The sequence below is a fragment of the Micromonospora sp. NPDC050187 genome, assembly GCF_044459745.1.
Classification (GTDB): Bacteria; Actinomycetota; Actinomycetes; order Mycobacteriales; family Micromonosporaceae; genus Micromonospora.
In genome coordinates this window covers 18,242-44,888 of sequence record NZ_JBITJH010000003.1, presented here as the reverse complement: position 1 = coordinate 44,888, position 26,647 = coordinate 18,242, and the positions used below count along the sequence as shown (strand labels likewise).

The window sequence follows — 26,647 nt, the reverse complement described above, 5'->3', positions numbered from 1 at the left end:
ACCTAAGCCGACTGGTTGCGGCTTCCGGGCGGATCCGAGGGGACCGCTGTCATCGGTGTTACGGCGGCCAGCCGGGCGAGCACCGTGGCCGTCTCGCGCACGAGTGTCGCCGCGCCGTCGGACCGGTCGATCGCCAGCGCCTCGCGGCAGCACCGGGCCGCTTCCTCGTCCCGTCCCACCGCAACACACGCCCGAGCCAGCGCGAGCAGCGCCTCGCCTTCGAGATTGCGGTAGCCGATCCGCCGGGCCTGGTCGACGGCGGCCGTGGCCTCCGACCTGGCCGCGTCGAGGAGCCCACCGACCACGTGGATGCGGGACAAGCCGATCCGGGCCTGCACCTCAAAGTACGGCGAGGAGAGTTCGCGGGACAGCCGAAGTGACTCCCGGAACCGCTTCCCCGCCTCGCTCAGGGTCCCGGCGCAGAGCAACGCCACCCCAAGGGTGCTCAGCACCGCCGCCTCGCTCCGCCGGTCCCCGAGCAGCCGGGTGAGTTCCAGCGCCCGGACAGCGGCGGCCACGGCGGCTTCCGGCTCGCCCCGCTGGGCGTGCAGCTGACTCAGCTCGTCCAGAATCGACAGCTCGCCCTTGCGCCCGCCCGAACGCCGGTAGTGGTCGAGCGCCGTCTCCAGGTGCTCACGGGCGGCGTCGAACTCGCCGAGTTGGCGCAGCATGATGCCCAGGTTGCCGCGATTGGCCATGGCGGACTGGCGACGCGAGCCCCCTTGGTTGATCTCCAGCGCCGCAGAGAACCAGGCCACTGCCGCGTCCAACCGTCCCCGCTCGTGACAGAGGGTGCCCAGGTCGTTGAGGGTGACCGCCCGGACGTGGTCGAACGGCCCACCCACACCGACCCTCAGGGCCCGGCGGTACGAGTCCTCCGCGTCGTCCAGTCGGCCCAGTTCCGCCTGCACCAAGCCGATGTTGTGCCACTGGTAGGCCAGACCGACCCGCCAGCCGGCCTGCTCGGCGAGGGTGGCGGCCTCCTCGTACGCGGCCAGGGCGAGTTCGTGCTGTCCCACCGACCAGTGCGCCTGGCCGATCGTCTGCAGCATCGCCGAGCGAGCGGTCGGATCGTCCGCCCGCTCGGCGGCGGCCAACCCGGCCCGGCCGGTGACCAGCCAGGGCACCCCCTGCCGGCGGAGGAAGAAGTAACCCCGGAGTTGGTCGGCGAGCTGCCAGGCCCGGACGGGCGAATCCCCGTCGGCGGCTACCTGGATGGCGGCGGTGAGCCCGACGACGTACTCATCGAGCCAGGCCAGGGCGGCGTCCTCGGTCGGAAACGGGGTCACCACGGAAACGTCGACGGGTAGCCGCACCATCTCCGGGTAGGCCAGCCGCATCGCGGCGGCGACGTGCTCCAGATACCAGGTGAGCAACCGGTCCAGCGCGGCCGACCGCTCCGCAGCAGGGTCCTCGGCCTCGGACCGGCGGCTGGCATAGAGCCGCAGCAGGTCGTGGTACCGGTAGCGGTCGCCGCCGGTGAGCTGCACCAGGTTGCCGTCCACCAGTTCGTGCAGGTCGTCGTCCACCTCGTCGGCGGCTCGACCGAGCAGGGCCACGGCAGCCGGCTCCGAAAATGTCTCGCCGGGCAGAAGCGCGAGCAGGCGGAAGGTTCGGGCGGTTTTCGGGCTCAGTTCCTGGTAACTGAGGTCGAAGCTGGCGTCCACCGCGACATCACCGACCCGCAACTGGTCCAGCCGGTGCCGACGGTCGGCCAGACGCTCCAGCGCGGAGCGCACCGTCCACCGGGGCCGGCTCGCCAGCCGGCCCCCGGCCACCCGCAACGCGATCGGCAGCAGGCCACAGGCCTGGACCAGCTCACCGGCCGCCGCCGCCTCGGCGGTCACCCGGGCGGATCCCGCGACGGAGGCCAACATGTCCAACGCCTCCTCGGCGGAGGGCAGGCCCAGCTCGACGACGAGCGCACCGGCCAACCCGGCCAGCCGGTTACGGCTGGTGATCAGGACGGCATTGCCGCCGGTGCCCGGTAGCAGGGCGCGTACCTGGGCGGCGTTACGGGCGTTGTCGAGGACCACCAGCATCCGCCGGTCGGTCAGCAGGCTGCGGAACAGGGCCGCGCTCTCCGCCTCTTCGCGGGGTATGCGGCGGTCCGCCACGTCGAGCGCGCGCAGGAACCGGGCCAGCACCTCCACCGGAGGCACCGGCCGGGACCCGAAGCCCTGCAGGTCGACGTGGAGCTGACCGTCCGGAAAGGCCGGCCGAAGCAGTTGCGCGGACCGGAGCGCGAGTGCGGTCTTCCCCACGCCGGCCGTCCCGGAGACCACGGCCACCACCATGGTCGATGGCGCTGGCAGGTTCGGGTCCCGACTCAGCAGGCCACCGAGTCGGCGCAGATGGTCCCGGCGGCCGGTGAAGTCGGCCGGCGGTGCGGGCACCTGGAACGGTCGGACCTGCACCGGTCCGGTAGCCGGCCGCCCCACCGGGACGGCGGCGGCCGGCTGGGGCCAGTCCTGCCCGAGTACGGTGCGGTGCGCCGTCGCCAATTCCGGTCCGGGGTCGATGCCCAACTCGTCGGCGAGCCGGCGGCGGATCTCCTCGTACGCACCCAGCGCTGCGGCCTGCTGTCCGGCTGCAGCGAGCGTCACCACCAGGCAGGCCTGCAGTGGCTCGTGGAGTGGATGGTGTCGGGCCAGTTCACGCAGCCTGGGCAGCATCTGATCGCCGCAGGTGAGCCCCACCGCGAGCCGCGCGGCGAGGATCGTCGCACCGATCTGTTCCTCGCGCAGCCCGGTAACCAGCGGATCGTCCCGTAGTTCCGGGATGTCCGCCACGGGCGACCCGAGCCAGATCAGCGCAGCCCGGTCGAGCAGGGCCAGGGCGGCGTCCGGTTCGGCGTCAGCCGCCCGGGCAGCGGTCACCAGGCCCCGCCAGGCCAGCAGGTCGAGTTGCTCGGTCGTGACGGTGAGCCGGTAGCCCCCGGAGCCGAGGGTCAGCGTCTCCGGACGAGCCCCCGCCGTCCGTTGCGGTTCGAGGATCCGTCGCAGCCGGCTGACGTACGTCTGCACGAGGTTGACCGCGGACGGCGGCGGCTCCTCGCCCCAGAGCAGGTGCACCAGTTCGTCCCGGGAGACGGCCGTGTTGGGCGTCAACGCGAGCCGGCCGAGGACGACCCGGTGCCGGCCGGCGCTCAGCGGCACGGCCCGGTCCCCCCGGTGGACCGTGAGCGGGCCGAGAACCGTCACCCGGAGCGGTCCATCGCTGCTCCCCTGATCATCACCGTTCGGCCGGACGACCTGCGCCGCCGCGCGGAACACCCGCGCCTCCTCGTCGGCGAGCCCGAGCGCGGCGACCAGTGGCCGGACCGAACGCTGCCGTGGGACGCGACTGCGGCCCTGTTCCAGGTCCCGTACGGCGGCGGCACTGAGGCCGGCGGCCCGGGCCAGTTCCCGCTGGGTGAGGCCGGCCCGCTCGCGCAGTCTCCTGAGTCTGTCTCCGAACCTGTCCGTCCGATCCGGCGCAGCATCGATCATCACAACACCCCCGTGTCAGTGGAGGCAGCGTAGTACGGGTCCGGTACGGGTTGCCGACCGTCAGCGCGCGGACAGCGCCGGCTCGCAGACTCGCCGTGTCCGGGAGGAGTTCCCGGGACGAGCACCACGAGGAGAGCAGCAATGAATCGACGTGTGTTCAGAGGCGGCGTGTCCCGCCTGCTGACGATGGCGGTCGCCGTCTCGGCCGCGGCGGTCGGCGCGTTGGCCGTCGCCACGCCGGCGCAGGCCGGCACGATCACACCGACGCCCTGCGCCAACAACGGCGGCGACGAGTACATCACCCGGGGTGCGGCGCTCGTCCGGGCCCGGAGCTGGCTGGCTCCGAAGGTCCCGTACAGCCAGACGCACTGTCACCAGAACGCATACGGCGACTACCGCACCGACTGCTCCGGCTTCGTGGCGATGGCCTGGGGCGTCGGCGGCTACGGGCACGCCTGGTGGACCGGGAACTTCGACCAGCTCACCACCCCGATCGCCCGCAGCAGCCTGCTTCCGGGAGACGCGCTGCTGCGGCACACCGGGGACCCGAGCCAGAACCACGTGGCGCTCTTCGTCCGGTGGGCGGACGCGGCCCACACCATGCCGGTCGTCATCGAGCAGACCGGTTCCGACGCGATCGAGGGCACCGTCGAGCGGACCTGGTCGAGCAGCACGGCCTCGGTCTACACGCCGGTCCGCTACGACCGGATTTCCGATGAGGACGCCTTCGGCGGGGGCAGTATCAGCGACGTCAGCGGCGACGGCCACGCGGACATCCTCGCCACCAAGCCGGACAGCACGCTGCACTACTACCCGAACAACATCAACACCAACCCCGACAACCGCCCCTACACCAGCGGCCGGGAAATCGGCGACAGCGGCTGGAACGGCTTCAACCGGGTGGTCTCCGGGGATGTCAGCGGCGACGGCTACGCCGACGTCATCGCCACCAGGCCCGACGGCACGCTGCACTACTACCCGAACAACATCCGGTCCAACCCGGACGGCCGCCCGTACACCAGCGGTCGGCAGATCGGCACCGACTGGAACAGCTTCAACCGGATCGTGATCGGCGACGTCAGCGGCGACGGCCACGCCGACCTCGTCGCCACCAAGACCGACGGCACCCTCTGGTACTACCCCAACAACATCAACACCAACCCCGACAACCGCCCCTACGCCAACGGACTGGAGATCGGCGACAGCGGCTGGAACAGCTTCAACCGGATCATGATCGGCGACGTCAGCGGCGACGGTTACGCCGACCTGCTGGCCACCAAGCCGGACGGGACGCTGCACTACTACTCCAACAACATCAACACCAACCCCGACAACCGCCCGTACACCAGCGGACGCGAGATCGGCACCGGCTGGAACAGCTTCAACCGGATCATGGCCGGCGACGTCAGCGGCGACGGTTACGCCGACCTCGTCGCCACCAAGCCGGACAGCACGCTGCACTACTACTCCAACAACATCAACACCAACCCCGACAACCGCCCGTACACCGGCGGCCGGCAGATCGGCGACAGCGGCTGGAACGCCTTCAACCGCGTCTTCTGACCCATCCGAAGGCCGGTCGCGCCGAGGCGCGGCCAGCCTCCATCCCACGGGGGAATCTCATGTCACAGATCCGTTGTCGCCGGGTGGCCGCGGCCCTGGTCGCGCCCCTGCTGGCCGCAATGGCGGTGGTGGCGACCGCGGCTCCCGCGCAGGCCGCCAGCCCGCTGCCCTGCGTCCCTGGTGGACCGTCCGCAGCGGACGGCAACCTGGCGAGCCAACTGAACCAGCAGCTCGGCGGCACTCTGGACGGCTACATGACCGCCTACCGGGTCTCCTGTGCCCGGGCGGTCGTCGACCAGGTGAAGCAGCGGGGCCTGCCGGTCCGGGCGGCGGCCATCGCGGTCACCACCACGATCGTCGAGACGACCGTCCAGAACCTGGACGGTGGTGACCGGGACAGCGTCGGCCTTTACCAGCAACGCGAGTCGTGGGGGTCGTTCGCCCAGCGGACCGATCCGGTGTGGGCGACCAACGCCTTCCTCGACAAGATGCTCCGGGAGGTGCCGGACTGGGAGACCGAACCGATCGGCGAGGTCTGCCAGACGGTGCAGGTCTCCGCCTTCCCGGACCGGTACCAGGAGCAGGCGGGTGACGGGACGATCATCGCCAACGCGCTCTGGAACGGCCACGGCGCTGGCGGCAGCATCAGCGACGTCAGCGGCGACGGCCACGCGGACATCCTCGCCACCAAGCCGGACAGCACGCTGCACTACTACTCCAACAACATCAACACCAACCCCGACAACCGCCCCTACACCAGCGGCCGGCAGATCGGCGACAGCGGCTGGAACGCGTTCAGCCGGGTGATGACCGGCGACGTCAGCGGCGACGGCCACGCCGACCTCATCGCCACCAAACCCGACGGCACCCTCTGGTACTACCCCAACAACATCAACACCAACCCCGACAACCGCCCCTACACCAGCGGACGCGAGATCGGCACCGGCTGGAACAGCTTCAACCGGATCATGATCGGCGACGTCAGCGGCGACGGCCACGCCGATCTCGTCGCTACCAAACCCGACGGCACGCTGCACTACTACTCAAACAACATCAACACCAATCCGGACAACCGTCCGTACACCAGCGGCCGGCAGATCGGCGACAGCGGCTGGAACGCGTTCAGCCGGGTGATGACCGGCGACGTCAGCGGCGACGGCCACGCCGACCTCATCGCCACCAAACCCGACGGCACCCTCTGGTACTACCCCAACAACATCAACACCAACCCCGACAACCGTCCGTACACCAGCGGACGCGAGATCGGCACCGGCTGGAACAGCTTCAACCGGATCTTCTGATCCCACCCCCCGGCGGGGCCGGTCGCGCAGGCAGCGTGACCGGCCCCGCACCGCTGCGTCCCGCACGTGGACGGCGACGCACCAACAGGCCCCGAACGACAGGCTGCGGAAGCGGTGGGTCGGCCGGCGACTCCGGTGGGCTCAATCGACCAGGCGGGTGTGCCAGGTCACCGCCGCCGGGTCGGTGAGCGACGCGACCTGGTCCACCACCACCCGCAGTCGGGCGGTGTCGTCCGGGGCGGCCCGCCAGAGCGGGGCGAAGACCGGGTCCAGGGCGTCCGCGCCCCGGTCGGCGAGCACCCGGACCAGATCGGCGAGCACCGCACGCTGCCGGGCGTAGCGGGCCTGGGCGCCCGGACGGCGCATCACGTACCGCAGGGCGATGCCCTTCAGCAGCGCGCACTGGGCGCGGATCCGCCGGGGCACGACCAGGTCGGCGGCGTAGCGGCGGTGCGGGCCGGGGCCGTGGCGGTCCCGGGTGGCGCGGACCGCCTCCGCCACGAACCGCCCGGTGAACGTGCTGGTCGTCGCCTTCAGCGCGACCTGGGCCCGGTGACTGCCGTCGTAGTCGACGACCGGCCCGAACACCGGGTCGGCGAGCAGGTCCACCAGGACCGCACCGAGGTCGGTGGCGCTCTCGACGGAGTAGACGGCGGCGACGTCGGCGCAGAGCGCGGCCCGTTCGTCGGCGTCCCGCAGCAGCGGCCGGAGCGTCAGGTAGCCGCCGTGGATGCCGTCCTCCACGTCGTGCACCGAGTACGCCACGTCGTCGGCCCAGTCCATCACCTGCGCCTCCAGGCAGCGCCGCCGGTCGGCGGCGCTGCCTGAGCGCAGCCAGTCGAAGACCGCCCGGTCGTCCGGGTACACCCCGAACTTGCGCTCTCCGGCGCGACGCGGCCAGGGGTACTTGGCGACCGCGTCGAGCGAGGCGCGGGTGAGGTTGAGCCCGGCCGAACGGCCGTCCGGGGCGAGCACCTTGGCCTCCAGCCGGGTGAGCACCCGCAGGGTCTGCGCGTTGCCCTCGAAGCCACCGCAGCCGGCGGCCAGCCCGTCGAGCGCCCCCTCGCCGTTGTGCCCGAACGGCGGGTGCCCGAGGTCGTGGGCGAGCCCGGCGGTGTCCACCACGTCCGGGTCGCAACCGAGCCGGGCACCCATCTCGCGGGCGATCTGGGCCACCTCGAGCGAGTGGGTGAGCCGGGTCCGCAGGAAGTCGTCGGTGCCGGCGGTGTGCACCTGGGTCTTGGCGGCGAGCCGCCGGAACGCCGCGGAGTGCAGCACCCGCGCCCGGTCCCGCTCGTACGGGCCTCGCCCGGAGCCGGTGTCCTTGGGCGACTCGGGCACCCACCGCTCGCTGTCCGCCGGGTCCGGTCCCCCGCCGACGTCGACGCCCAAGCCGCTCAGCCGGCCTGGTCGCGCTGCCGCAGGACGCGGAACTCGTTCCCCTCGGGGTCGGCGAGCATCGTCCACCCGGAGCCGTTCCGCCCGGCGTCGACGTGGCGCGCACCCATGTCGACCAGCCGTTCCACCTCGGCCTCCTGGTCCTCGGGACGCAGGTCGAGGTGGAGCCGGTTCCTCGTGGTCTTGCCGTCGGCGACCGGGACGAACACGATCGCGGGCGCCCGGGGCGCCGCCGCGCGGATCTCCACCGCGTCGGGCCGCTCGTGCACGACCTGGTAACCGAGCGCCTCGGCCCACCAGCGGGCCAGCCGGGCCGGGTCCTCGGCGTCGATCGTCAGGCTCTCCCAGACGCTGGTCATGCGGGCCCTCCTTCGGCTGCCGGTCAGCGGTGTCACCGGCCAGCCCAGGTTACGCCCGCCGCGTCGTCGGGGCTCGGCGACGAAGCCCGGACCGGTCCGCCACCGGATCGGCGGTACCGGGACCGGGAACTGCCGTTCGGCGGACGGCACATCGGCCGATCGGACCTCGGTTGCGGACCGATCGCGGCCCGTTATGGGATCGCAGCTTTCCGTGGCCGGCGGTAGCTTTCCAGGAGCGGAACGTCACCGGCGTCACCCCCGCCGGTGCGGAGCGACCCTGGGGAGGGCGATCGTGGACGCTGGCACCCTGATGGACGCGGAGCTGCGCCGGTTGCGGTCGCACCGGCCCGAGGTCTGCGGCGCGGTCCTGGCCGGCACGGACGGCCTGCTGATCGCCAGCGACCTGCCGGCGACGGAGGCGGCCCACCTCGCCGCGCTCGCCGCCGCCAGCTTCGGTCTCGGCCAGCGGGTCGCCCAGGCGGCGACCCGGGGCGAGTTCCGTGAACACGTGGTCCACACGACGGACGGCAAGGTGGTCATCTACCCGGCCGGGCGGCACGCGCTGCTCACCCTGGTCGCGCGCCCGGACGCCGACCCGGAGGCGCTGCACGAGGCGGCTCGCGCGGTGGCGCGGCGCACCGGTGGGTTCTTCGACGCCCACCGCCGGGGGTACGACGAGCCCCAGCCGCCGATCACGCCCGGCCCGCTGGCCGTCCGCACCCCGCTGGCGACGATCCCGAACCACCTGCGTCGCTCCACCGCCCCGGGTGGCTGGCAGCGGCCACTGATCTGACCGCCCGGGGGCCGGTGCGGGAAGGACGAGCCCGTACCGGCTGACCCGGCACCTTGCTGCCCGCACGCCGGTCCCCGCCCGGCGTCGGGCAGCCGCCCGGTGGCGATCCCCGAGGGTCGGGCAGCAGCCGACACGCCGGCTCGGCGAGCGCCTGGGCCGCCGGCGATGCGCCGCCCACACCCCACCCGCCGAGAGGGACGGCGACGGGTGGGGTGTGGGCGGCGGGGTCAGCGGCTGTCGGAGCCGGTGGTCTCCACGGCGGCTCGGCCGGCCTCCAGCCGGGCGACCGGCACCCGGAACGGCGAGCAGGAGACGTAGTCCAGCCCCACCTCGTGGAAGAAGTGCACCGAGTCCGGGTCGCCGCCGTGCTCGCCGCAGACGCCGAGCTTGAGGTCCGGCCGGGCGGCCCGTCCCTCCTCGGCGGCGATCCGCACCAGCCGACCGACCCCGTCCCGGTCGAGCGACTCGAACGGCGAGATGCCGAAGATGCCCAGCTCCAGGTAACGCCAGAAGAACGCGCCCTCGACGTCGTCCCGGGAGAAACCCCAGCCCATCTGGGTGAGGTCGTTGGTGCCGAAGGAGAAGAACTGGGCCGCCTCGGCGATCTGGCCGGCGGTCAGCGCCGCCCGGGGCACCTCGATCATGGTGCCGATCAGCACCTCGACGCCGCTGCCCCCGACCACCTCGGCGATGATCCGCTCCGCCTCGGCGCGTACCGTCTCCAGCTCCTGGACCGCGCCGACCAGCGGCACCATGATCTCCGGCCGGGCGGTGACGCCGTCCCGGGCGCACTGCACGGCGGCCTCGGTGATGGCCCGGACCTGCATCGCGAACAGACCGGGGATGACCAGGCCGAGGCGGACGCCCCGGAGGCCGAGCATCGGGTTCTCCTCGTGCATCCGCCGTACGGCGGCCAGCAGCGCCTCCTCCTGTGCCACGTCCTCGCCGCGCTCCTGGGCGACCGCGACGTTCACCGCGAGCTGCTCCAGCGGCGGAAGGAACTCGTGCAGCGGCGGGTCGATCAGCCGCACGGTGACCGGCAGCCCGTCCATCTCGCGGAAGATCTCCACGAAGTCGGTCCGCTGCAACGGCAGCAGCGCGGCGAGCGCCTTCTCCCGCTCGTCGTCGGTGCGGGCCAGGATCAGCCGCTCGACCAGCTCCCGCCGGTCGCCGAGGAACATGTGCTCGGTGCGGCACAGGCCGATGCCCTGCGCCCCGAAGCGCCGTGCCCGGGCGGCGTCCGCGCCGGTGTCGGCGTTCGCCCGGACGGCCAGCCGCCGCCGCTGGTCGGCGTGGGTCATGATCCGGTGCACGGCGCGGACCAGCGCGTTGTCGATGTGCTCCGGGTCGAGGCTCCCCTCGAAGTACTGCACCACCTCCGACGGCATCACCGGCACCTCGCCGAGGAAGATGTTGCCGGTGGTGCCGTCGATCGAGACCACGTCGCCCTCGGCGACGGTCTGCCCGGCGACGGTGAAACGCCGCGCCGGGACGTCGACCTCCAGCGCGTCCGCGCCGGAGACACAGGTCTTGCCCATGCCCCGGGCGACCACCGCCGCGTGGCTGGTCTTGCCGCCCCGGGAGGTCAGGATGCCCTGGGCGGCGATCATGCCCTGGAGGTCGTCCGGGTTGGTCTCCCGACGGACCAGGATCACCCGCTTCCCCTCGGCGGCCAGCTCGACGGCACGGGCGGAGGTGAAGACCACCTGGCCGACGGCCGCGCCCGGCGACGCCCCGATGCCCCGGGCCACCGCCTGGAACTCGTGGTCGAGCTGGAACCGGGGGAACATGAGCTGGGCGAGCTGCGCCCCGTTGACCCGGTGCACCGCCTCGTCCAGGTCGATCAGCCCCTCGTCGACGAGCTGGCCGGCGATGACGAAGGCCGCCGCCGCGGTGCGCTTGCCGACCCGGGTCTGGAGCATCCAGAGCTTGCCGCGCTCGATGGTGAACTCGATGTCGCACAGGTCCCGGTAGTGCCGTTCCAGCCGGGCCATGAAGTCCAGCAGCTCGTCGTAGGAGCGCTTGTCGAGCCGTTCCAGCTCCTGCAACGGGATCGTGTTGCGGATGCCCGCGACGACGTCCTCGCCCTGGGCGTTGGCCAGGTAGTCGCCGTAGATGCCCTGCGCGCCGCTGGCCGGGTCCCGGGTGAAGGCGACCCCGGTGCCGGAGTCCGGACCGAGGTTGCCGAAGACCATGGCGACCACGTTGACCGCCGTGCCGAGGCTGGCGGGGATCCGTTCCTGCCGCCGGTAGAGCACCGCCCGCTCGGCGTTCCACGAGTCGAAGACCGCGCGGACGGCCAGGTCGAGCTGCTCACGCGGCTCCTGCGGGAAGTCCCGGCCGGTGTGCTTCCGGAAGATCTTCTTGTACGCGTCGACCAGCCCGCGTAGGTCGTCGGCGTCCAGCTCGACGTCGTCGCGGATGCCCCGGGCCCGCTTGACGTCGTCGAGGGCGTGCTCGAACTCCTCCCCCGGCACCTCGCAGACGGTCTTGCCGAACATCTGGATCAACCGGCGGTACGAGTCCCAGGCGAACCGGTCCGCGCCGGCGGAGTCCGCCTGCCCTCCCGAGCCGGCGGCCTGCCGGGCGAGTCCCACCACGCTGCGGTCGTTGAGGCCGACGTTGAGGACGGTCTCCATCATGCCGGGCATGGAGAACTTCGCCCCGGAACGGACCGACACCAGCAGCGGGTCGTCCGGGTCGCCGAGGCACTTGCCCATCGCCCGTTCCAGGGCGGCCAGGTGGGCGGCGACCTGGTCGGCCAGGCCGTCCGGCTCCCGTCCGGTGGCGAGGTACTCCTGGCACGCCTCGGTGGTAATGGTGAAGCCGGGCGGGACGGGCAGACCGAGGTTGGTCATCTCCGCCAGGTTCGCCCCCTTGCCGCCGAGCAGGTCCTTGAGGTCCTTGTTTCCCTCGGCGAAGTCGTAGACGTACTTGCGTTCCACGGTTCCCTGCACTGCCACCAGACCCTCCACGCGCACGCCGTCGGACACTTAACGAAGGTTCAGCCCCATGTACCCCGAGGTCACCGGCCGGTAATCCGGCTTGGACGGGCACCGGTGGGCGAAGGCTAAGCGACCGGGCGGGTCGGGCGGGAGCATCCGGTGACAATCGGCACAGTCATCACGACTGTGCGCGTTCGTACCAGTCGGTGGGAACGGTTCCACGCGCACGTTCACGCAGTTCAGCCAACTCCTCGTACGCTTGGCGGGCCATCTCGGCCGATGCGCGTTTTGCCAGAAGTACCGCAGTTACACCCCTGCTCCCGGAGGTTCCGTGTCCACCACCCCCTCCCCCGCTCCGTCCACCGGCCACACCGGCCCGGTCCCTGTCGACGGGACCCGGGAGCCGACCGCCGCCGACCTGGCCGGAAGCGCCGCCGAGCTCGCCACCGGCCAGCTCCCCACCGCCGACGGCACGCCCGTCCCCGGTCAGGTCCGGACGCCGGCCACCCCGGGTCCGGACCGGGCCGTCGTCACCGCCGTCCCCGGCCGGAGGGCCACCGTCGCGCTCGGCGACGTGCTGCCCGTGCCGGCCAGCGTCCGGCCGGAGCCCGGAGCGGACTTCCCGCTGACCGTCGACACGGTGATCCACGCCGAGCCGGCGGCCCGCGCCGAGGCCGACCGGCTCGCCGCGCTGCTCCGGCCGGCCACCGGCCTCCCGCTGCCGGTCACCGTCGACCCGACCGCCCCGGCCGCCGGCGCGATCACCCTCACCCTGGCCGATCCGGGGCTCGGCCCCGAGGGCTACCGGCTCGACGTCACCCCCACCGGGGTACGGCTCACCGCCGCCACCCCGGCCGGGCTCGGCCACGGGGTGCAGACGCTGCGCCAGCTCCTGCCCGCCGCCGTGGAGAGCCCGACCCCGGTGGCCGGCCCCTGGGTGCTGCCCGGCGGGACGATCGCCGACCGTCCCCGGTTCGGCTACCGGGGTGCGATGCTCGACGTGGCCCGGCACTTCTTCGGCGTGGACGAGGTGCTGCGGGTCGTCGACCACCTGGCCCGGTACAAGCTCAACCACCTGCACCTGCACCTCACCGACGACCAGGGCTGGCGGATCGCGGTCGAGTCCTGGCCCCGGCTGACCGAGGTCGGCGGGGCCACCCAGGTCGGCGGCGGCCCCGGCGGCTGGTACACCCGGGACGACTACCGGCGCATCGTCCGGTACGCCGCCGAGCGGCACGTCACCGTGGTGCCGGAGATCGACCTGCCCGGGCACACCAACGCGGCGCTGACCGCGTACGGGCGGCTCGCGCCGGACGGGGTCACGCCGCCGCCGTACACCGGCACCGAGGTCGGCTTCAGCTACCTCGACCCGGACCGCGAGCTGACCTACGCCTTCGTCGCCGACGTGCTCGGCGAGGTCGCCGCGCTCACCCCCGGGCCGTACCTGCACATCGGCGGGGACGAGGCGTTCAAGGTCCCGGCCGACGCGTACGCCCGGTTCGTCGACCGGGTGCAGCCGATCGTCGCCGACACCGGCAAGACCGTGCTGGGCTGGCACCAGATCGCCCCGGCCGCACACTCGCCCGGCCGCGTCCTCCAGTACTGGGGGACCACCGCCTCCGACCCGGTGGTGGTCGACGCGGTCCGCCGCGGCGCGCGGTTGCTGATGTCCCCCGCCGACCGGACCTACCTCGACATGCGGTACACCCCGGAGAGCCCGGTCGGACACGACTGGGCCGGTGCCATCGACGTGCGCCGGGCGTACGACTGGGACCCGGCCGGCTACCTGGACGACGTGCCGGCCGAGGCGGTGCTCGGCCTCGCCGCGCCCCTGTGGACGGAGTACGTCACCTCCCGCGCCGAGATCGAGTACATGCTCCTGCCCCGGCTGCCCGCCCTCGCCGAACTGGGCTGGTCACCGCGCGACGCCCACGACTGGGCCGCGTTCCGTGGCCGGCTGGCCGCCCAGGGGCCCCGCTGGGAGGCCGCCGGCACCGGCTACCACCGCAGTCCGGAGGTGCCCTGGCCGGTGGCCGCCGTGCCCGCGCCCCGCGTACCGGAGAGCTGACCGAGCCCGGCCTGCCGGGCTCGCCGGACGGCCTCGCTGCGGTCGGTGACCTGGAGCTTGTGCAGCACGGTGGAGAGGTGGTTGCGGACGGTCTTCGGGCTCAGTCCCAGCCGCCGGGCGACCAGCACGTTGGTCAGCCCCTGGGCGACCAGGTCCAGCACCTCCCGCTCGCGTCCGGTCAGCTCGGGCAGGGGCGGCGCGTCGGACGCGCCGGTGAGCCGCCCCACCGCCCGACCGGCGATCCCGGGGCCGAGCAGCACCTCGCCGTTGGCCACCGCCCGGACCGCCCGCTCCAGCTCCGCCGGGGCGGCCCCCTTGAGCAGGTAGCCCCGGGCCCCGGCGCGGAGCACGGCGACCACCGACTCGTCGTCGTCGAGCATGGTCACCGCCAGCACGCCGGTGTCGGGGTGACGGGACACGACGTCCCGGACGGCCGCCACACCGGCTCCACCAGCGAGGTGCGGGTCGATGACGACCACGTCCGGCCGGTGCCGATCCACCAGGGCGGGCGCACCGGCGACGTCGCCGGTGACGCCGACCACCCCCAGGCCGGACAGGGAGTCGAGCAGTGCCGCCAGTCCGAGCCGGAACACCGGATGGTGGTCGACCACCACCACCCGGATGGCCGCCTCCGCCGGGTCACCGGCCCCCTCCGGTCCGCCGGCCGACTCGACCCCACCGCTCCCGGAACCGACCGCCGCCACCCCGCACGGCACCATGGCCAGGTGCCGGGTCGCCGGCCCTCCCCCGGGGGCACGACGACGCGCCGGAGGCCGCGTCCGCCCCGGGTCCACCGGTCCCTCCGGCACGGGGTTTCGCGCGGGGCGTGCCTGCCCCTCCACGCTCACCTGTGACACCACTGCGGCCATCTCTCCACCTCGTGCTCCCGATCGGCGGTACGGGTCCGGCGGGGGCGGGGGAAGCCGGACGTGCGGGCCGAGACTGTCAGGAATCACTCGCAATCCGCGTGCAGAGGTTGGCAACCATCCGGAGTCGTCGACGCGTCCGGGACTAGAGCCGACGACTGTGCGACATGGACCGTCGGCGGGGACGGCCGGTGGCCGCGAGGGGGAATCGTGGAGTTTCGGGTCCTGGGGCCGACCGAGGTCACCGACGGCGGGCGGAGTCTCGCCATCGGTGGCCCCAAGCCGCGGGCGGCGCTGGCCGCGCTGCTGCTGGAGGCGAACCGGATCATCTCGGTGGAGGGCCTGGTCGACGCGGTCTGGGGCGAGCAGCCCCCGCCGAGCGCGGTGAACGCGCTCCAGACGTACGTGTCCCGGCTGCGCCGGGTGCTCGGGGCCGAGACCCTGTGCCGGCACCCCGCCGGCTACCGGCTCGTCGTCGAGCCGGACATGATCGACGCGCGCCGGTTCGAGCGGCTCCTCGCCGAGGGACGCGCGGCCCTGGCGGCCGGGGACCCCTCGGCCGGCCACCGGGCCGCCGAGGAGGCGCTCGCGCTGTGGCGCGGTCCGGCCCTGCTCGACGTGACCGACGCGCCCTTCGCCCAGGCCGAGATCGCCCGCCTCGGCGAGCTGCGCCTGGTCGCCGCCGAGACCCGGGTCGAGGCGATGCTCGCCCTCGGGGACGTCACCGGCGGCGTCGCCGCGGCCCGCGCGCTCGTCGCCGACCATCCCCTGCGGGAACGGGGCGTCGCGCACCTGATGCTCGCGCTGTACCGGGACGGCCGGCAGAGCGAGGCGCTGGCCACGTACCACGAGGCGCGGCGGCTGCTCGTCGACGGTTTCGGCCTCGACCCCGGTGACGAGCTCGCCGCGCTCGCCCAGGCGATCCTGCGGCAGGATCCGGAGCTGCTCACCGCCCCGCCGCCGGGCACGCCGGGCACGGTGCCGCCGACCGGGCCCGCCACGTCGCCGCCCGCCGGCCCGGCCGGCGCATCGCCGACGCCCGCTTCGCTGCCGTCCCGCGGGTCGGCGCGGTCCCGGCTGGTGGTGCCCCTGGACCGGTTCGTCGGGCGGAACCGTGAGCTGGCCGAGATCCGGCGGCAGTTGGCGGCGTACCGGCTGGTCACGCTCACCGGTCCGGGCGGCAGCGGGAAGACCCGCCTCGCCCGGGAGGTCTGCCGCCGGCTCGCCCAGCCGGTGCACGTGGTCGAACTGGCCGGTCTGCACGACGCCAACCTGCTGGAGGCGACCGTCGCGCAGGCGTTCGGGCTGGCCGTCCTCTCCGACCTGGACGCCGTGGCGGCGACGGTCGGCGACGCCGAGGTCCTGCTGCTACTGGACAACTGCGAGCACCTGGCCGGGGCGCTCGCCGACGTCGTACTGCGGCTGCTCACCGACCTGCCCGGCCTGCGTGTCCTCGCGACCAGCCAGCGCCCGCTCGGGGTGGGCGGCGAGCGCCGCTTCCCGGTGCCGCCGCTGCCGGTCGACACGATGGCGGTGGAACTCTTCCTGGACCGGGCCGGCGCGGTCGCCCCCGACTGGAGGTGCGGCCCGGAGGAACACGACGTCGTGATTCGGATCTGCGCCCGGCTGGACGGCCTGCCGCTCGCCGTCGAGCTGGCCGCCGCCCAGATGGCGGTCCTCTCCCCGGCGCAGATCCTGGACCGGCTCGGCCGTTCCCTGGCCATCACCGGCACCCGCCGCGACCTGCCGGACCGGCACCGCAGCCTGGACCGGGCCATCGACAACAGCTACCGCCTGTTGGACAGCACCCAGCGGGACCTGTTCGCCCGACTCAGTGTCTTCGCCGACACCTTCGACCTCGACGCCGCCGAGGCGGTGGCCGGAGCGGGCGAGGACGTCCTGGTCCCGCTCACCGGTCTGATCACCGGCTCGCTGGTGTCCACCACCCCGGCCACCGCCGCGACGCGCCGCTACCGGATGCTGGCGATCCTGCGCGAGTACGCCGGCCGGCTGCTCGGCCCGGTCGACCGGGAGCGGCTGCGGCACCGGCACCTGGACTGGGCGCTGGGCCTGGCACGCGCCGCCGACCAGGGGCTGCGTGGCCCGGACGCGCTGCGCTGGTACCGGACCCTCGGGGCCGAGCAGGCCAACACCCGGGCCGCGCTGGCGTTCGCCCTCGCCGCCGGCCAGCCCCTGGCCGGCATGCGGCTCGCCACCGACCTGTCCTGGTACTGGTACCACCGGGGCCACCTGCGCGAGGGGGTCCGCTGGCTGCGGGACACCATCGACGCCACCCCGGGTGCGCCGCCGGTCGACCGGGCCCGGGCGTTGACCGCACTGGCCTCGCTGCTCTACCTCGCCGGGCGGTTGGAGGAGAGCGGGACGGCCAACCGGGCGGCACTCGACCTCGCCCTGACCGCCGACGACCCCGCCCCCGTCGCACGCGCCTACATCTACGAGGCGTACTACCTGGCGATGCGGGGCCGGGCCGCAGAGGCGGCGGCGGCCGGGGAGAACGGGGTACGGTACGCCCGTCGGTCCGGTGTGGACTGGCTGCTCTCCGAGGCGCTCTCCACCAACGGCTACCTGGCCCGGGCCCGGGGCGACCTGGGAACCGCCGCGTCGACGCTGGACGAGGCCATCCGGGTGGGCACCCGGATCGGCTACCGCTGGTCGGTCAGCTCCTCGCACTGGTTCCGGGCGAAGGTGGCGGCCGACGCCGGGGCAGCCGACGCGGCGTACCGGGCGGCGCTGGCCGCGGTCCGGGGGCTGGACGACCTGGAGGACGTGACCGGCTGGCTGGCCGCCCTGCACCTGCTCGCCGGGACGCTCGGCATGACCGGCCGCGCCACCGACGGCGCGGTCCTGCTCGGCGCGGTGGCGGGCATCGGTGGCCGGGCCGGCTACTCCCCCGAGCTGATGGACCCGTACGACAGCCCCCGCGAGATCGCCGCGGTCACCTCTCCGCTCTCCAAGACCACGTACGCCCGTGCCCGCGAGGTCGGACTGACGATGGACCGGGAGGCGGTCCGCGCGTTCCTCCACCGGCTGACCGGCGACGGCTCGTCGGCGTAGTCGTGAGGGGTCACCGCTGGAGTGCTCCGGCGGTCGGGGCGACCGGCCTCCGGTCAGCCGCCGGAGTCGGCCAGCTCGGCACCCTCGGGGACACTGTCGTCGTCCCGGCTGGCCAGCCAGCCCTCGGGCAGGAACACCTTGCCGGGCGAGTTGGTCCGCCCCCGGGGCTGGCCGAGCGCGCCGAGCGGGAACGGCTCCGCCGGGTCGAGCTTGCCGAGCAGGTCGTCGAGCTGCGCCAGGCTGTCGATCATGGCGAGCGAACGGCGCAGCTCACCGCCGACCGGGAAGCCCTTCAGATACCAGGCGACGTGCTTGCGGAAGTCGGTGCAGCCGTCCCGCTCGCCCCGGGCCGGGGTCCGCGACCCGGCGGTGAACTGCTCCACCAGCAGCGCCGCGTGCCGGCGCATGGTCGTGGCCACCTCGCCGAGGGTGGGCAGCCGCCGTTCCGGACGGCCGTCGAACGCGGCGTGCAGGTCGGCGAAGAGCCACGGCCGGCCCAGACAGCCGCGCCCGATCACCACCCCGTCGACCCCGGTGTGCGCGACCATCCGCAGCGCGTCGTCGGCCTCCCAGATGTCGCCGTTGCCCAGCACCGGGACGTCGAGCGCCTGCTTGAGAGTGGCGATGGCGTCCCAGTCGGCGGTGCCGGAGTAGCGCTGCGCGGCCGTCCGCCCGTGCAGGGCCACCCAGGCGACCCCGGCGTCCTGGGCGGCCAGCCCCGCCTCGACGTACGTGAGATGGTCGTCGTCGATGCCCTTGCGCATCTTGACCGTGACCGGCACCCCGGCGGGCGACGCGGCGTCCACGGCGGCCTTCACCAGCCGGGCGAAGAGCCGACGCCGCCACGGCAGCGCCGCGCCACCGCCCCGGCGGGTGACCTTGGGCACGGGACAGCCGAAGTTCAGGTCGATGTGGTCGGCGAGGTCCTTCTCCACCACGATCCGGACGGCCGCGGCGGTGGTCTCCGGGTCGGTGCCGTAGAGCTGGAGGCTGCGCGGCCGCTCCTCGGGGCCGAAGGCGATCATGCGTAGCGTCTTCGGGTTCCGCTCCACCAGCGCCGTGGTGGTGATCATCTCGCAGACGTAGATGCCACCGCCCTGTTCCCGACAGAGACGGCGGAACCCGACATTGGTGATGCCGGCCATAGGCGCGAGCACCACCGGCGGCCACACCTCGTGCCGCCCCAGCCGCAACCCACCCGACACCCCTGCTCCACTCACCGCTCAAGTGTAAGGAGGGGTCCCCTGTTACCGCTTTTTGCGTAGCAGGGGACCCCTGCAACCACCCGACGCCGCCCTGCAACCACCCGACGCCGTTCGGAAACCACCCGACGCCGTTCGCTGAAACCACCCGACGCCGCCCGACGCCGCCCGGGGCGGCGCGTAGCACAGGTCGGTCGGTGAGCGAGGGGTCGGTACGGCATCCTCGTCCTGCACTTCACCCCGGTACAGATCCGGGGCGCGGCGCAGCAGGTGCGGCGGACCGTCGAGGACGCCTACCGCTCCCGGCGCGGGCTGGGCGCGAGCATCGGGATCGTGGTGTCGCCGACCCGGTGATGCTCTGCGGGGGGGTGCCGTCGCCCGATGCCGGCTCCGTCTGAGGTGCCTGCAGGGGACCCCTGCTCCGCAGAATGCGGATCAAGGGTCCCCTGCCACCAATCAACCCCAGCCCCGCCGCTGTCGCTCAGCAGCCGGGTAGGCGCTCGATCAGGTAACGCTCGACCTGGTCGAGGGAGACCCGCTCCTGGGTCATGGTGTCCCGGTCCCGCACCGTCACCGCGTTGTCGTCCAGGGTGTCGAAGTCGACGGTGACGCAGAACGGGGTGCCGATCTCGTCCTGGCGGCGGTAGCGACGGCCGATCGCCTGCGAGTCGTCGAACTCGACCACCCAGCGCCTGCGCAGGGTCGCGGCGAGCCCCCGGGCCTTCGGGGAGAGCGCCTCGTTGCGCGACAGCGGCAGCACGGCGACCTTCACCGGGGCCAGCCGCGGGTCGAAGCGCATGACGGTGCGCTCCTCCATCTTGCCCTTGGCGTTCGGCGCCTGGTCGACGTCGTACGCCTCGAGCAGGAAGGCGAGCACCGCCCGGGTGAGGCCGGCGGCCGGCTCGATCACGTACGGGACCCAGCGCTCGCCCTTGGTCTGGTCGAAGTACGACAGGTCGACCCCGGAGTGCTTGCTGTGCGTGGAGAGGTCGAAGTCGGTCCGGTTGGCCACGCCCTCCAGCTCGGCGAACTCGGTGCCGCCGAAGCGGAAGCGGTACTCGATGTCGACGGTCCGCTTCGAGTAGTGCGAGAGCTTCTCCTTCGGGTGCTCGTAGAAGCGCAGGTTCTCCTCGGAGAGTCCGAGGTCGGTGTACCAGTTCCAGCGCTCGGTGAGCCAGTACTCGTGCCACTGCTCGTCGGTGCCGGGCTCGACGAAGAACTCCATCTCCATCTGCTCGAACTCACGCGTACGGAAGATGAAGTTGCCCGGGGTGATCTCGTTGCGGAACGACTTACCGGTCTGCGCGATACCGAACGGCGGCTTCTTACGGGCCGTGGTCGCCACGTTGTTGTAGTTGACGAAGATGCCCTGGGCGGTCTCCGGCCGCAGGTAGTGCATCCCCTCGTCGCTCTCCACCGGGCCGAGGTAGGTCTTCATCAGACCGTTGAACATCTTCGGCTCGGTGAAGGTGCCCTTGTTGCCGCAGTTGGGGCAGTTCAGCTCGGACAGGGAGGCCGGCGGCTTGCCGTGCTTGGCCTCGTACGCCTCCTCGAGGTGGTCCGCCCGGAACCGCTTGTGGCAGGACTGGCACTCGGTCAGCGGGTCGACGAAGGCGTCGAGGTGACCGGAGGCGGCCCAGACGTCCCGGGCCAGGATCACCGCCGAGTCGAGACCGACCACGTCGTCGCGCTGCTGGACCATCGTCTTCCACCACTGCCGGCGGACGTTCTCCTTGAGTTCCACGCCGAGCGGACCGTAGTCCCACGCCGACCGGGTACCCCCGTAGATCTCGCTGGAGGGGAAGACGAAGCCTCGGCGCTTGGCGAGGCTGACGACGGCGTCGATACGGTCGGCGGGCATGTTTCCTCCTACGCCGGCTGGCGGTCGGCGGGGACAGGGAGTTGTTCCGGACAGGTTCGGGACTCACGGTACGGCCACCGTCGCCCCGAGCCCAGCAGGATACTCCCGGTGAGCTGCCCACCCGCGTGGCGGGCTGGCCCGGTCAGTTCACCCCGCAGACTTCGAACTGGCCGGTGGTGGTGCTCTGCACCAGGGTCACCCGTTGGGTCTGCATGCCGCCCCCGTCGAGGGTCACGACGACCCGCACGGTGAAGTCCTCGAGGTCGAGGCTGCCCACCCGGTAGGAGGTGATCGCCGGTTCGGCGGTCACCCGCCGTTCGAACTCCGGCCGGGACTCCCGCTGCTTCAGGTCGCGGCAGAGCAGGTCGTACGCCTCGGCGTACCGGTCGTCGACGAGCGCCCGGTAGTAGTCGCCGGTGACCGCGCGGCCCTGCTCGTCGAGCGCCTGGGTGCCGGACACCGCGAGCCCGACCAGGGTCGCCGCCCCGCCGCCGCAGCAGAGCAGCAGGGCGAGCCCCCCGGCGCCGAGGCCGAGCCACATCCGGACGCTGCGTCCCTCGGTGGGCGGTGCGGCGAACGGCGGGGCAACCCCGGGGCCGGCTGGTGGTGCGGGTACGCCGTGCCCCTCCGGCCCGTCAGGGCCGGGCAGCACGGGGTACGGCGACGGGGCTGCCGGTCCGGGTGCGGTCATACCGGAGAGGGTAGTGCCCGGGGGGTCAGCGGTACGGACCAGCGGCCCGATCACTCGTGGAGATCGTCACCGCGCCGTCCGGTCCCGCGCTGGCCAGCGTCTCGTACGCCGACGGCTCGTCGACGGACTCGGCGAGCAACGGAGTGGCCTGGATCTTGACGTCGAACCCACCCAGCGCCCGCCGGTACGCCCCGACCGACTCCCACTCGGTGACCAGGCACCAGTGGCGCGGGTCGTCGAGCGCCCGCAGCAGCTCCCCGCGCAGGTAGCCGGGGCGGGCGGCGAGCGCGGCGAGGGCGGCGTGCGCCCGCTCGGTGAAGGTGGGGGCGACGTCTTCGTCGACCACGAACCGGTTGGTGACGAGCACCGGGCGTCCTCCTCGTAGAGTCTGTGGGATGCAGCGTACGCAGAGCCCCCTGCTGGCCCGCCTGTCCCGGGTGAATCCGACCGGGGTGTTCCTGGCCGTGCTCGCGCTGGTGCTGGTGGGTCTGCTCACGCCGGGCGTCGTCGGCGGGGTGCTGCTCCTGCTGCTGGCCGCTGCGCTGGTCGTGCTGCTGCGGCTGACCTGGCCGGTGCAGACCCCGGCGACCCGGCTGATCCGGTTGCTGATGCTCACCCTGCTGGTCGCCGTAGCGCTCGCCAAGCTGCTCTGACCCCGCCCCACCCAGCCCCGCCTCACCCCGCCCTCCCTCGCCTCGCTCTGCCCCACCCCGCCTCACCTCGCCTCACCCTGCCTCGCCGGGTGCCCCCGCGCCCGCTCGGGGTTGGGTGGTTGGGTTCTCGTGGTGGTGGTTGCAGGGGGCCCTTCCTCATCAAAAAGCGGTAACAGGGGTCCCCTGCCACCACCTCACATGCAAGCATGCGTTTTTGACAATCATTGTCGTTGCAGCGGAAGGTGGAGAACATGAACATCCGCTCCACTCCGCGTGTCCTGGCCGCCGCCTCCTCCGCCCTGCTCGCTCTCGGTGCCGTCACGGCCTGCTCCTCCGACGAGGTGGCCGGCGCCGACCCGCAGCGGGTCGACGTGGTGGCCGCGTTCTACCCCCTGCAGTTCGTCAGCGAACGCGTCGGCGGGGACGCGGTGACAGTGGTCAACCTGGCGAAGCCCGGCGCGGAGCCGCACGACCTGGAGCTGAACCCGGGACAGGTCGGCCAGGTCAGCGAGGCCGAGCTGGTGGTCTACCTCAAGGGCTTCCAGCCGGCCGTGGACGAGGCGGTCGAGCAGAACGGCGGGGACCGGGTGTTCGACGTGACCACCGTGCAGCCGCTCCTGGACGCCGCAGCCGGCGGGCACGACCACGACCACGGCCACGAGGGCGAGGACGGCCACAGCCACGAGGGTGAGGACGGCCACGAGGAGGAGAAGAAGGCGGAGCCCGCCGGGGAGAAGGACGGAGCCAAGGACCCACACGTCTGGCTCGACCCGACCCGGCTGGCCACCATCGCCGACAAGCTCGCCGAGCGGCTCGGCACGGCGGACCCGGACCGGGCCGCCGACTACACCGCCCGGGCGACGACGCTCCGCACCGAGCTGGAGAAGCTGGACGCCGAGTTCACCCAGGGGCTGAAGACCTGCCAGCGGCGGGAGATCGTGGTCAGCCACACCGCCTTCGGCTACCTCACCGAGCGCTACCAGCTGGAGCAGATCGGCATCTCCGGCCTGAGCCCGGAGAACGAGCCGTCCCCGCAGCGCCTCGCCGAGGTCACCGAGGAGGCCCGCGAGCACAAGGCCACCACCATCTTCTTCGAGACGCTGGTCAGTCCGAAGGTCGCCGAGACCATCGCCAAGGAGGTCGGGGCGAAGACCGCGGTGCTGGACCCGATCGAGGGTCTCTCCGCCGACAACACCGGCGGGGACTATTTTTCGGTGATGCGCAGCAACCTGGAGACCCTGCGGACGGCGTTGGGCTGCTCGTGAGCGAACCCGTCGTCAACGTGGAGCACGGGGTGGTCGGCTACGACGGCCGCCCCGTGCTCCGTGACGTCTCACTGGCGGTCTCCGCCGGTGAGGTCGTCGCCGTGCTCGGGGCCAACGGCTCCGGCAAGTCCACCCTGATCCGCGCGGTGCTCGGCCTGGTGCCGCTCGGCGCCGGTCGGGTCACCCTCTTCGGCACCCCGCTGCGCCGCTTCCGGCAGTGGCACCGCATCGGGTACGTCCCGCAGCGCCTCGGAGCCGGCAGCGGCGTACCGGCGACGGTCGCGGAGGTGGTCGCCTCCGGACGGCTGGCCCGGCGGGGGGTCCTGCGCCCGGCCGGTCGCGCCGACCGGGCGGCGGTGGCCGAGGCGTTGCGCGCGGTCGGGCTCGCCGACCGGGCCGGCGACCCGGTGGCGACCCTCTCCGGCGGGCAGCAGCAGCGCACCCTGATCGCGCGGGCGCTGGCCGGCCAGCCGGAGCTGCTGGTGCTCGACGAGCCGACCGCCGGGGTGGACGCGGTGAGTCAGGAGGCCTTTGCCGAGGCGCTGCGGGGGTTCGTCTCCGGCGGCGGGACGGTGCTGCTGGTCGCCCACGAGCTGGGTCCGCTGCGTCCGCTGATCAGCCGGGCGGTGGTCGTCCACCAGGGGGGTATCGCGCACGACGGCGCGGTCCCGGAGCCGGCCGGCCACCACGCGGACCCCGACCACGACCACGTGCACCCGCACGGTCCCGAGGAGCCCGCCGGGCTGTGGAGCACGCCGTGAGCCTCTTCCAGTACGACTTCATGCTCCGCGCCCTGGTCGGCGCGCTGATCATCGGTCTCGCCGCCCCGGCGCTCGGCATCTACCTGGTGCAGCGACGGCTGGCGCTGATCGGCGACGGGATCGGCCACGTGGCACTGACCGGGGTCGGGGCCGGCCTGTTGTTCAACCAGTCGCCCGTGATCATGGCGGTGCTCGCCGCCATCCTCGGCGCGGTCGTCATCGAGCTGGTCCGGGAACGCGGCCGTACCTCCGGCGACCTGGCGCTGGCGCTGCTCTTCTACGGCGGCATCGCCGGTGGCGTGATGCTGGTCGGGCTCTCCGACGCCAGCAACGCCAACCTGAACGCGTACCTGTTCGGCGCGCTGACCACCACCTCGCGGACCGACCTGGTCACCATCGCGGTGCTGGGGGTGGCGGTGCTGGTCGTCATGGTCGCGTTGCGCCCGGCACTCTTCGCGGTCTGTCACGACGAGGAGTACGCCCGGGTCTCCGGCCTGCCGGTCCGTACGCTCAACCTGCTGCTGGCGGTGACCACGGCGGTGACCGTCACTATCGCCATGCGGGCGGTGGGCGTCCTGCTGATCAGCGCGCTGATGGTCGTACCGGTGGCCACCGCGCAGCAGGTCACCCGGGGTTTCCGCAGCACGATGGCGATGGCGATGGCGGTCGGCCTGCTGGCGGCCGGCAGCGGGGTCTGGGTGGCGGCGGTCGCCGACACGGCCCCGGGCGCGTCCGTCGTGGTGCTCGCGATAGCCTCCTTCCTCGTCGTCGCGGTCGGCGCGGCGGCGTGGCGGGGCCTGCGTCGACGGCGTACGCCGACCTCGCCGGAACCGGCTGAGCCGCACGAGGTGGTGCTGCGCTGATCCTGGTCCCCCCGGTTGTGCCGGCATTGGTTACCGTTGCAGGGTGACCAGCACCAACGGCTACGACGCGTACGAGGGTGCGGGAGACCTGCTGCGCGCCCTCTCCGCGCCGATCCGGCTGGCCATCGTCAGCGAGCTCGCCCAGGGTGAACGCTGCGTCCACGAACTGGTGGAGAAGCTCGGCGCGACGCAACCCCTGGTCTCCCAGCACCTGCGGGTGCTGCGCGGAGCCGGTGTGGTGCGCGGTTCCCGGCGGGGCCGGGAGATCGCCTACGCCCTGGTCGACGAGCACGTCGCGCACATCGTGGCCGACGCGGTCAGCCACGCCGGGGAGGGGACATGAGCGACCAGAGCGAGCGGACCAGCGGGGCCGGCCTCCGCGTCCGGGCCGGTGCGAGGGAGGCGGCGTGAGCGAGGGCGGTACGGCCGTGCGCAACACCCGGCAGCGTACGGCGGTCAGTGCGCTGCTCGCCGAGTTGGAGGGCTTCCACAGCGCGCAGGACCTGCACGCGATGCTCCGTGATCGGGGTGAGCGGGTCGGGCTCACCACCGTGTACCGGACCCTGCAGGGGCTGGCCGACGCGGGCGAGATCGACGTGATGCGCCCGCCGGGCGGTGAGCACCTCTACCGGCGGTGCAGCGAGGGACACCACCACCACCTGGTCTGCCGATCCTGTGGGCGGACGGTGGAGGTCGCCGGCCCGGCGGTGGAGACCTGGGCCGACCGGGTGGCCGCCCAGCACGGCTACTCCGACGTCAGTCACACCCTGGAGATCTTCGGCACCTGCCCGTCCTGCGCCGCCGGCTGACGTCGCGCGGTGTCGTCCGCCGCCCCGTCGCGGTCTGCGGCGGACGGTGCCGCGTGGCACGCTGTGCGGCGTGAGGATCTACGCCGACCGTTTTCCCACCGCCGCCCGCCAAATCGTCACCGACCTGCTCGTCGTCGCCTGGGTGTACGTCGCGATCCGGGGTGCGATGTGGCTGCACGACCTGGTGCAGCGGCTCGCCGTGCCGGGTCAGAAGCTGGAGGGGGCCGGTGGCGGCCTGGCCGAGAACCTGGCCGACGCCGGCGGCAAGATCGGCCGGGTTCCGCTGGTCGGCGACGAGCTGACCACCCCGTTCGAGCGGGCCGCCGAGGCGGCTCGGGCGGTCGCCGACGCCGGGCGTGACCAGCAGGAACTGGTCGACCAGTTGGCGTGGGCGCTGGCCGTGGCGGTGCTGGTGTTCCCGCTCGGCCTGGTGCTGTTCGGCTGGCTGCCGCTGCGCCTGCGCTGGATGCGCCGGGCCGGCGCGGCAGCGGCGCTGCGGTCCGCGCCTGCCGGCCGGGACCTGCTCGCCCTGCGGGCGCTGGCCGGGCAGCCGTTGGGTCGGCTCACCCGGATCGCCCCGGACGTGGCCGAGGCGTGGCGGCGCGGCGACCCGGACACCGTCGACGCGCTCGCCGCCCTGGAACTGCGTGAACTCGGCCTGCGGGCGGACCGCTAAGGTCGAC

21 protein-coding genes are annotated in these 26,647 nt (G+C 73.1%); 12 read left to right on the top strand and 9 right to left on the bottom strand.

Annotated elements, in window-relative coordinates; all coding sequences use genetic code 11:
• Positions 1-2: 2 nt before the first annotated feature.
• On the bottom strand, positions 3-3,491 hold the full coding sequence (locus ACIBJE_RS06050; protein ID WP_396743633.1) for a tetratricopeptide repeat protein: 3,489 nt from the start codon (positions 3,489-3,491) through the stop codon (positions 3-5).
• A 141-nt stretch (positions 3,492-3,632) separates the two neighbouring features.
• On the opposite strand from ACIBJE_RS06050, the gene ACIBJE_RS06045 reads away from it, so the two are divergent.
• On the top strand, positions 3,633-5,054 hold the full coding sequence (locus tag ACIBJE_RS06045) for an FG-GAP-like repeat-containing protein (RefSeq protein ID WP_396743630.1): 1,422 nt from the start codon (positions 3,633-3,635) through the stop codon (positions 5,052-5,054).
• A 59-nt stretch (positions 5,055-5,113) separates the two neighbouring features.
• Positions 5,114-6,355 carry an FG-GAP-like repeat-containing protein gene (locus tag ACIBJE_RS06040; protein ID WP_396743628.1) on the top strand — a complete coding sequence of 414 codons (1,242 nt, stop codon included), beginning with the start codon at positions 5,114-5,116 and terminating at the stop codon, positions 6,353-6,355.
• A gap of 141 nt (positions 6,356-6,496) precedes the next feature.
• On the opposite strand, the gene ACIBJE_RS06035 is transcribed toward ACIBJE_RS06040, so the two are convergent.
• Both ACIBJE_RS06035 and ACIBJE_RS06030 read right to left on the bottom strand, forming a co-directional pair.
• Positions 6,497-7,747 carry a deoxyguanosinetriphosphate triphosphohydrolase gene (locus ACIBJE_RS06035; RefSeq protein ID WP_396743625.1) on the bottom strand — a complete coding sequence of 417 codons (1,251 nt, stop codon included), beginning with the start codon at positions 7,745-7,747 and terminating at the stop codon, positions 6,497-6,499.
• 5 nt (positions 7,748-7,752) lie between these two features.
• Complete coding sequence (locus ACIBJE_RS06030; RefSeq protein ID WP_396743622.1) at positions 7,753-8,112, bottom strand: VOC family protein; 360 nt, start codon at positions 8,110-8,112, stop codon at positions 7,753-7,755.
• Positions 8,113-8,404: 292 nt separating this feature from the next.
• Here ACIBJE_RS06030 and ACIBJE_RS06025 point away from each other — a divergent pair, with 292 nt between their 5' ends.
• Positions 8,405-8,905 carry a roadblock/LC7 domain-containing protein gene (locus ACIBJE_RS06025; RefSeq protein WP_396743619.1) on the top strand — a complete coding sequence of 167 codons (501 nt, stop codon included), beginning with the start codon at positions 8,405-8,407 and terminating at the stop codon, positions 8,903-8,905.
• Between the two features lie 227 nt (positions 8,906-9,132).
• Here the strand turns inward: ACIBJE_RS06025 and ppdK are convergent, their stop codons facing one another.
• Positions 9,133-11,868: a pyruvate, phosphate dikinase gene (ppdK, locus tag ACIBJE_RS06020; RefSeq protein WP_396743616.1), complete on the bottom strand. Its 2,736-nt coding sequence runs from the start codon at positions 11,866-11,868 to the stop codon at positions 9,133-9,135.
• Positions 11,869-12,181: 313 nt separating this feature from the next.
• On the opposite strand from ppdK, the gene ACIBJE_RS06015 reads away from it, so the two are divergent.
• Positions 12,182-13,918 carry a beta-N-acetylhexosaminidase gene (locus ACIBJE_RS06015; protein ID WP_396743613.1) on the top strand — a complete coding sequence of 579 codons (1,737 nt, stop codon included), beginning with the start codon at positions 12,182-12,184 and terminating at the stop codon, positions 13,916-13,918.
• Here the strand turns inward: ACIBJE_RS06015 and ACIBJE_RS06010 are convergent.
• Positions 13,849-14,622: a response regulator gene (locus ACIBJE_RS06010; RefSeq protein ID WP_396743610.1), complete on the bottom strand. Its 774-nt coding sequence runs from the start codon at positions 14,620-14,622 to the stop codon at positions 13,849-13,851. The two genes, ACIBJE_RS06015 and ACIBJE_RS06010, sit on opposite strands and share 70 nt — an antisense overlap.
• 372 nt (positions 14,623-14,994) lie before the next feature.
• On the opposite strand from ACIBJE_RS06010, the gene ACIBJE_RS06005 reads away from it, so the two are divergent.
• Positions 14,995-17,859 (top strand): AfsR/SARP family transcriptional regulator, encoded by a 2,865-nt coding sequence (locus tag ACIBJE_RS06005; RefSeq protein ID WP_396743607.1) that lies wholly within the window; start codon positions 14,995-14,997, stop codon positions 17,857-17,859.
• 53 nt (positions 17,860-17,912) lie between these two features.
• Here ACIBJE_RS06005 and dusB read toward each other — a convergent pair whose 3' ends face one another.
• The 4 genes from dusB to ACIBJE_RS05985 all read right to left on the bottom strand — a co-directional run bounded on the left by dusB (position 17,913) and on the right by ACIBJE_RS05985 (position 21,980).
• Positions 17,913-19,079 carry a tRNA dihydrouridine synthase DusB gene (gene dusB / locus ACIBJE_RS06000; protein ID WP_396743604.1) on the bottom strand — a complete coding sequence of 389 codons (1,167 nt, stop codon included), beginning with the start codon at positions 19,077-19,079 and terminating at the stop codon, positions 17,913-17,915.
• A 463-nt stretch (positions 19,080-19,542) separates the two neighbouring features.
• On the bottom strand, positions 19,543-20,922 hold the full coding sequence (locus ACIBJE_RS05995) for a glycine--tRNA ligase (RefSeq protein ID WP_396743601.1): 1,380 nt from the start codon (positions 20,920-20,922) through the stop codon (positions 19,543-19,545).
• Positions 20,923-21,064: 142 nt separating this feature from the next.
• Positions 21,065-21,613 (bottom strand): hypothetical protein, encoded by a 549-nt coding sequence (locus tag ACIBJE_RS05990; protein ID WP_396743598.1) that lies wholly within the window; start codon positions 21,611-21,613, stop codon positions 21,065-21,067.
• Positions 21,614-21,638: 25 nt separating this feature from the next.
• The gene (locus ACIBJE_RS05985) at positions 21,639-21,980 is read right to left on the bottom strand and encodes an antibiotic biosynthesis monooxygenase family protein (protein ID WP_396743595.1); all 342 of its coding nucleotides are present in this window, start codon (positions 21,978-21,980) and stop codon (positions 21,639-21,641) included.
• Positions 21,981-22,008: 28 nt separating this feature from the next.
• On the opposite strand from ACIBJE_RS05985, the gene ACIBJE_RS05980 reads away from it, so the two are divergent.
• The 7 genes from ACIBJE_RS05980 (at position 22,009) to ACIBJE_RS05950 (ending at position 26,640) form a co-directional block, all read left to right on the top strand.
• Positions 22,009-22,266 carry a DUF6703 family protein gene (locus tag ACIBJE_RS05980; RefSeq protein WP_396743592.1) on the top strand — a complete coding sequence of 86 codons (258 nt, stop codon included), beginning with the start codon at positions 22,009-22,011 and terminating at the stop codon, positions 22,264-22,266.
• Between the two features lie 251 nt (positions 22,267-22,517).
• Positions 22,518-23,531, top strand: coding sequence for a metal ABC transporter substrate-binding protein (locus ACIBJE_RS05975; protein WP_396744524.1), 1,014 nt, complete (start codon positions 22,518-22,520; stop codon positions 23,529-23,531).
• Positions 23,528-24,292 carry a metal ABC transporter ATP-binding protein gene (locus ACIBJE_RS05970; protein ID WP_396743589.1) on the top strand — a complete coding sequence of 255 codons (765 nt, stop codon included), beginning with the start codon at positions 23,528-23,530 and terminating at the stop codon, positions 24,290-24,292. Before ACIBJE_RS05975 ends, ACIBJE_RS05970 begins: the two co-directional genes overlap by 4 nt.
• Positions 24,289-25,155 carry a metal ABC transporter permease gene (locus ACIBJE_RS05965; RefSeq protein ID WP_396744521.1) on the top strand — a complete coding sequence of 289 codons (867 nt, stop codon included), beginning with the start codon at positions 24,289-24,291 and terminating at the stop codon, positions 25,153-25,155. Before ACIBJE_RS05970 ends, ACIBJE_RS05965 begins: the two co-directional genes overlap by 4 nt.
• Positions 25,156-25,198: 43 nt before the next feature.
• On the top strand, positions 25,199-25,498 hold the full coding sequence (locus ACIBJE_RS05960) for a metalloregulator ArsR/SmtB family transcription factor (RefSeq protein WP_088982587.1): 300 nt from the start codon (positions 25,199-25,201) through the stop codon (positions 25,496-25,498).
• Between the two features lie 64 nt (positions 25,499-25,562).
• The gene (locus ACIBJE_RS05955; protein ID WP_396743585.1) at positions 25,563-25,964 is read left to right on the top strand and encodes a Fur family transcriptional regulator; all 402 of its coding nucleotides are present in this window, start codon (positions 25,563-25,565) and stop codon (positions 25,962-25,964) included.
• Positions 25,965-26,034: 70 nt separating this feature from the next.
• Positions 26,035-26,640, top strand: a complete 606-nt coding sequence (locus ACIBJE_RS05950; protein ID WP_396743582.1) for a hypothetical protein — start codon at positions 26,035-26,037, stop codon at positions 26,638-26,640.
• Positions 26,641-26,647 lie beyond the last annotated feature (7 nt).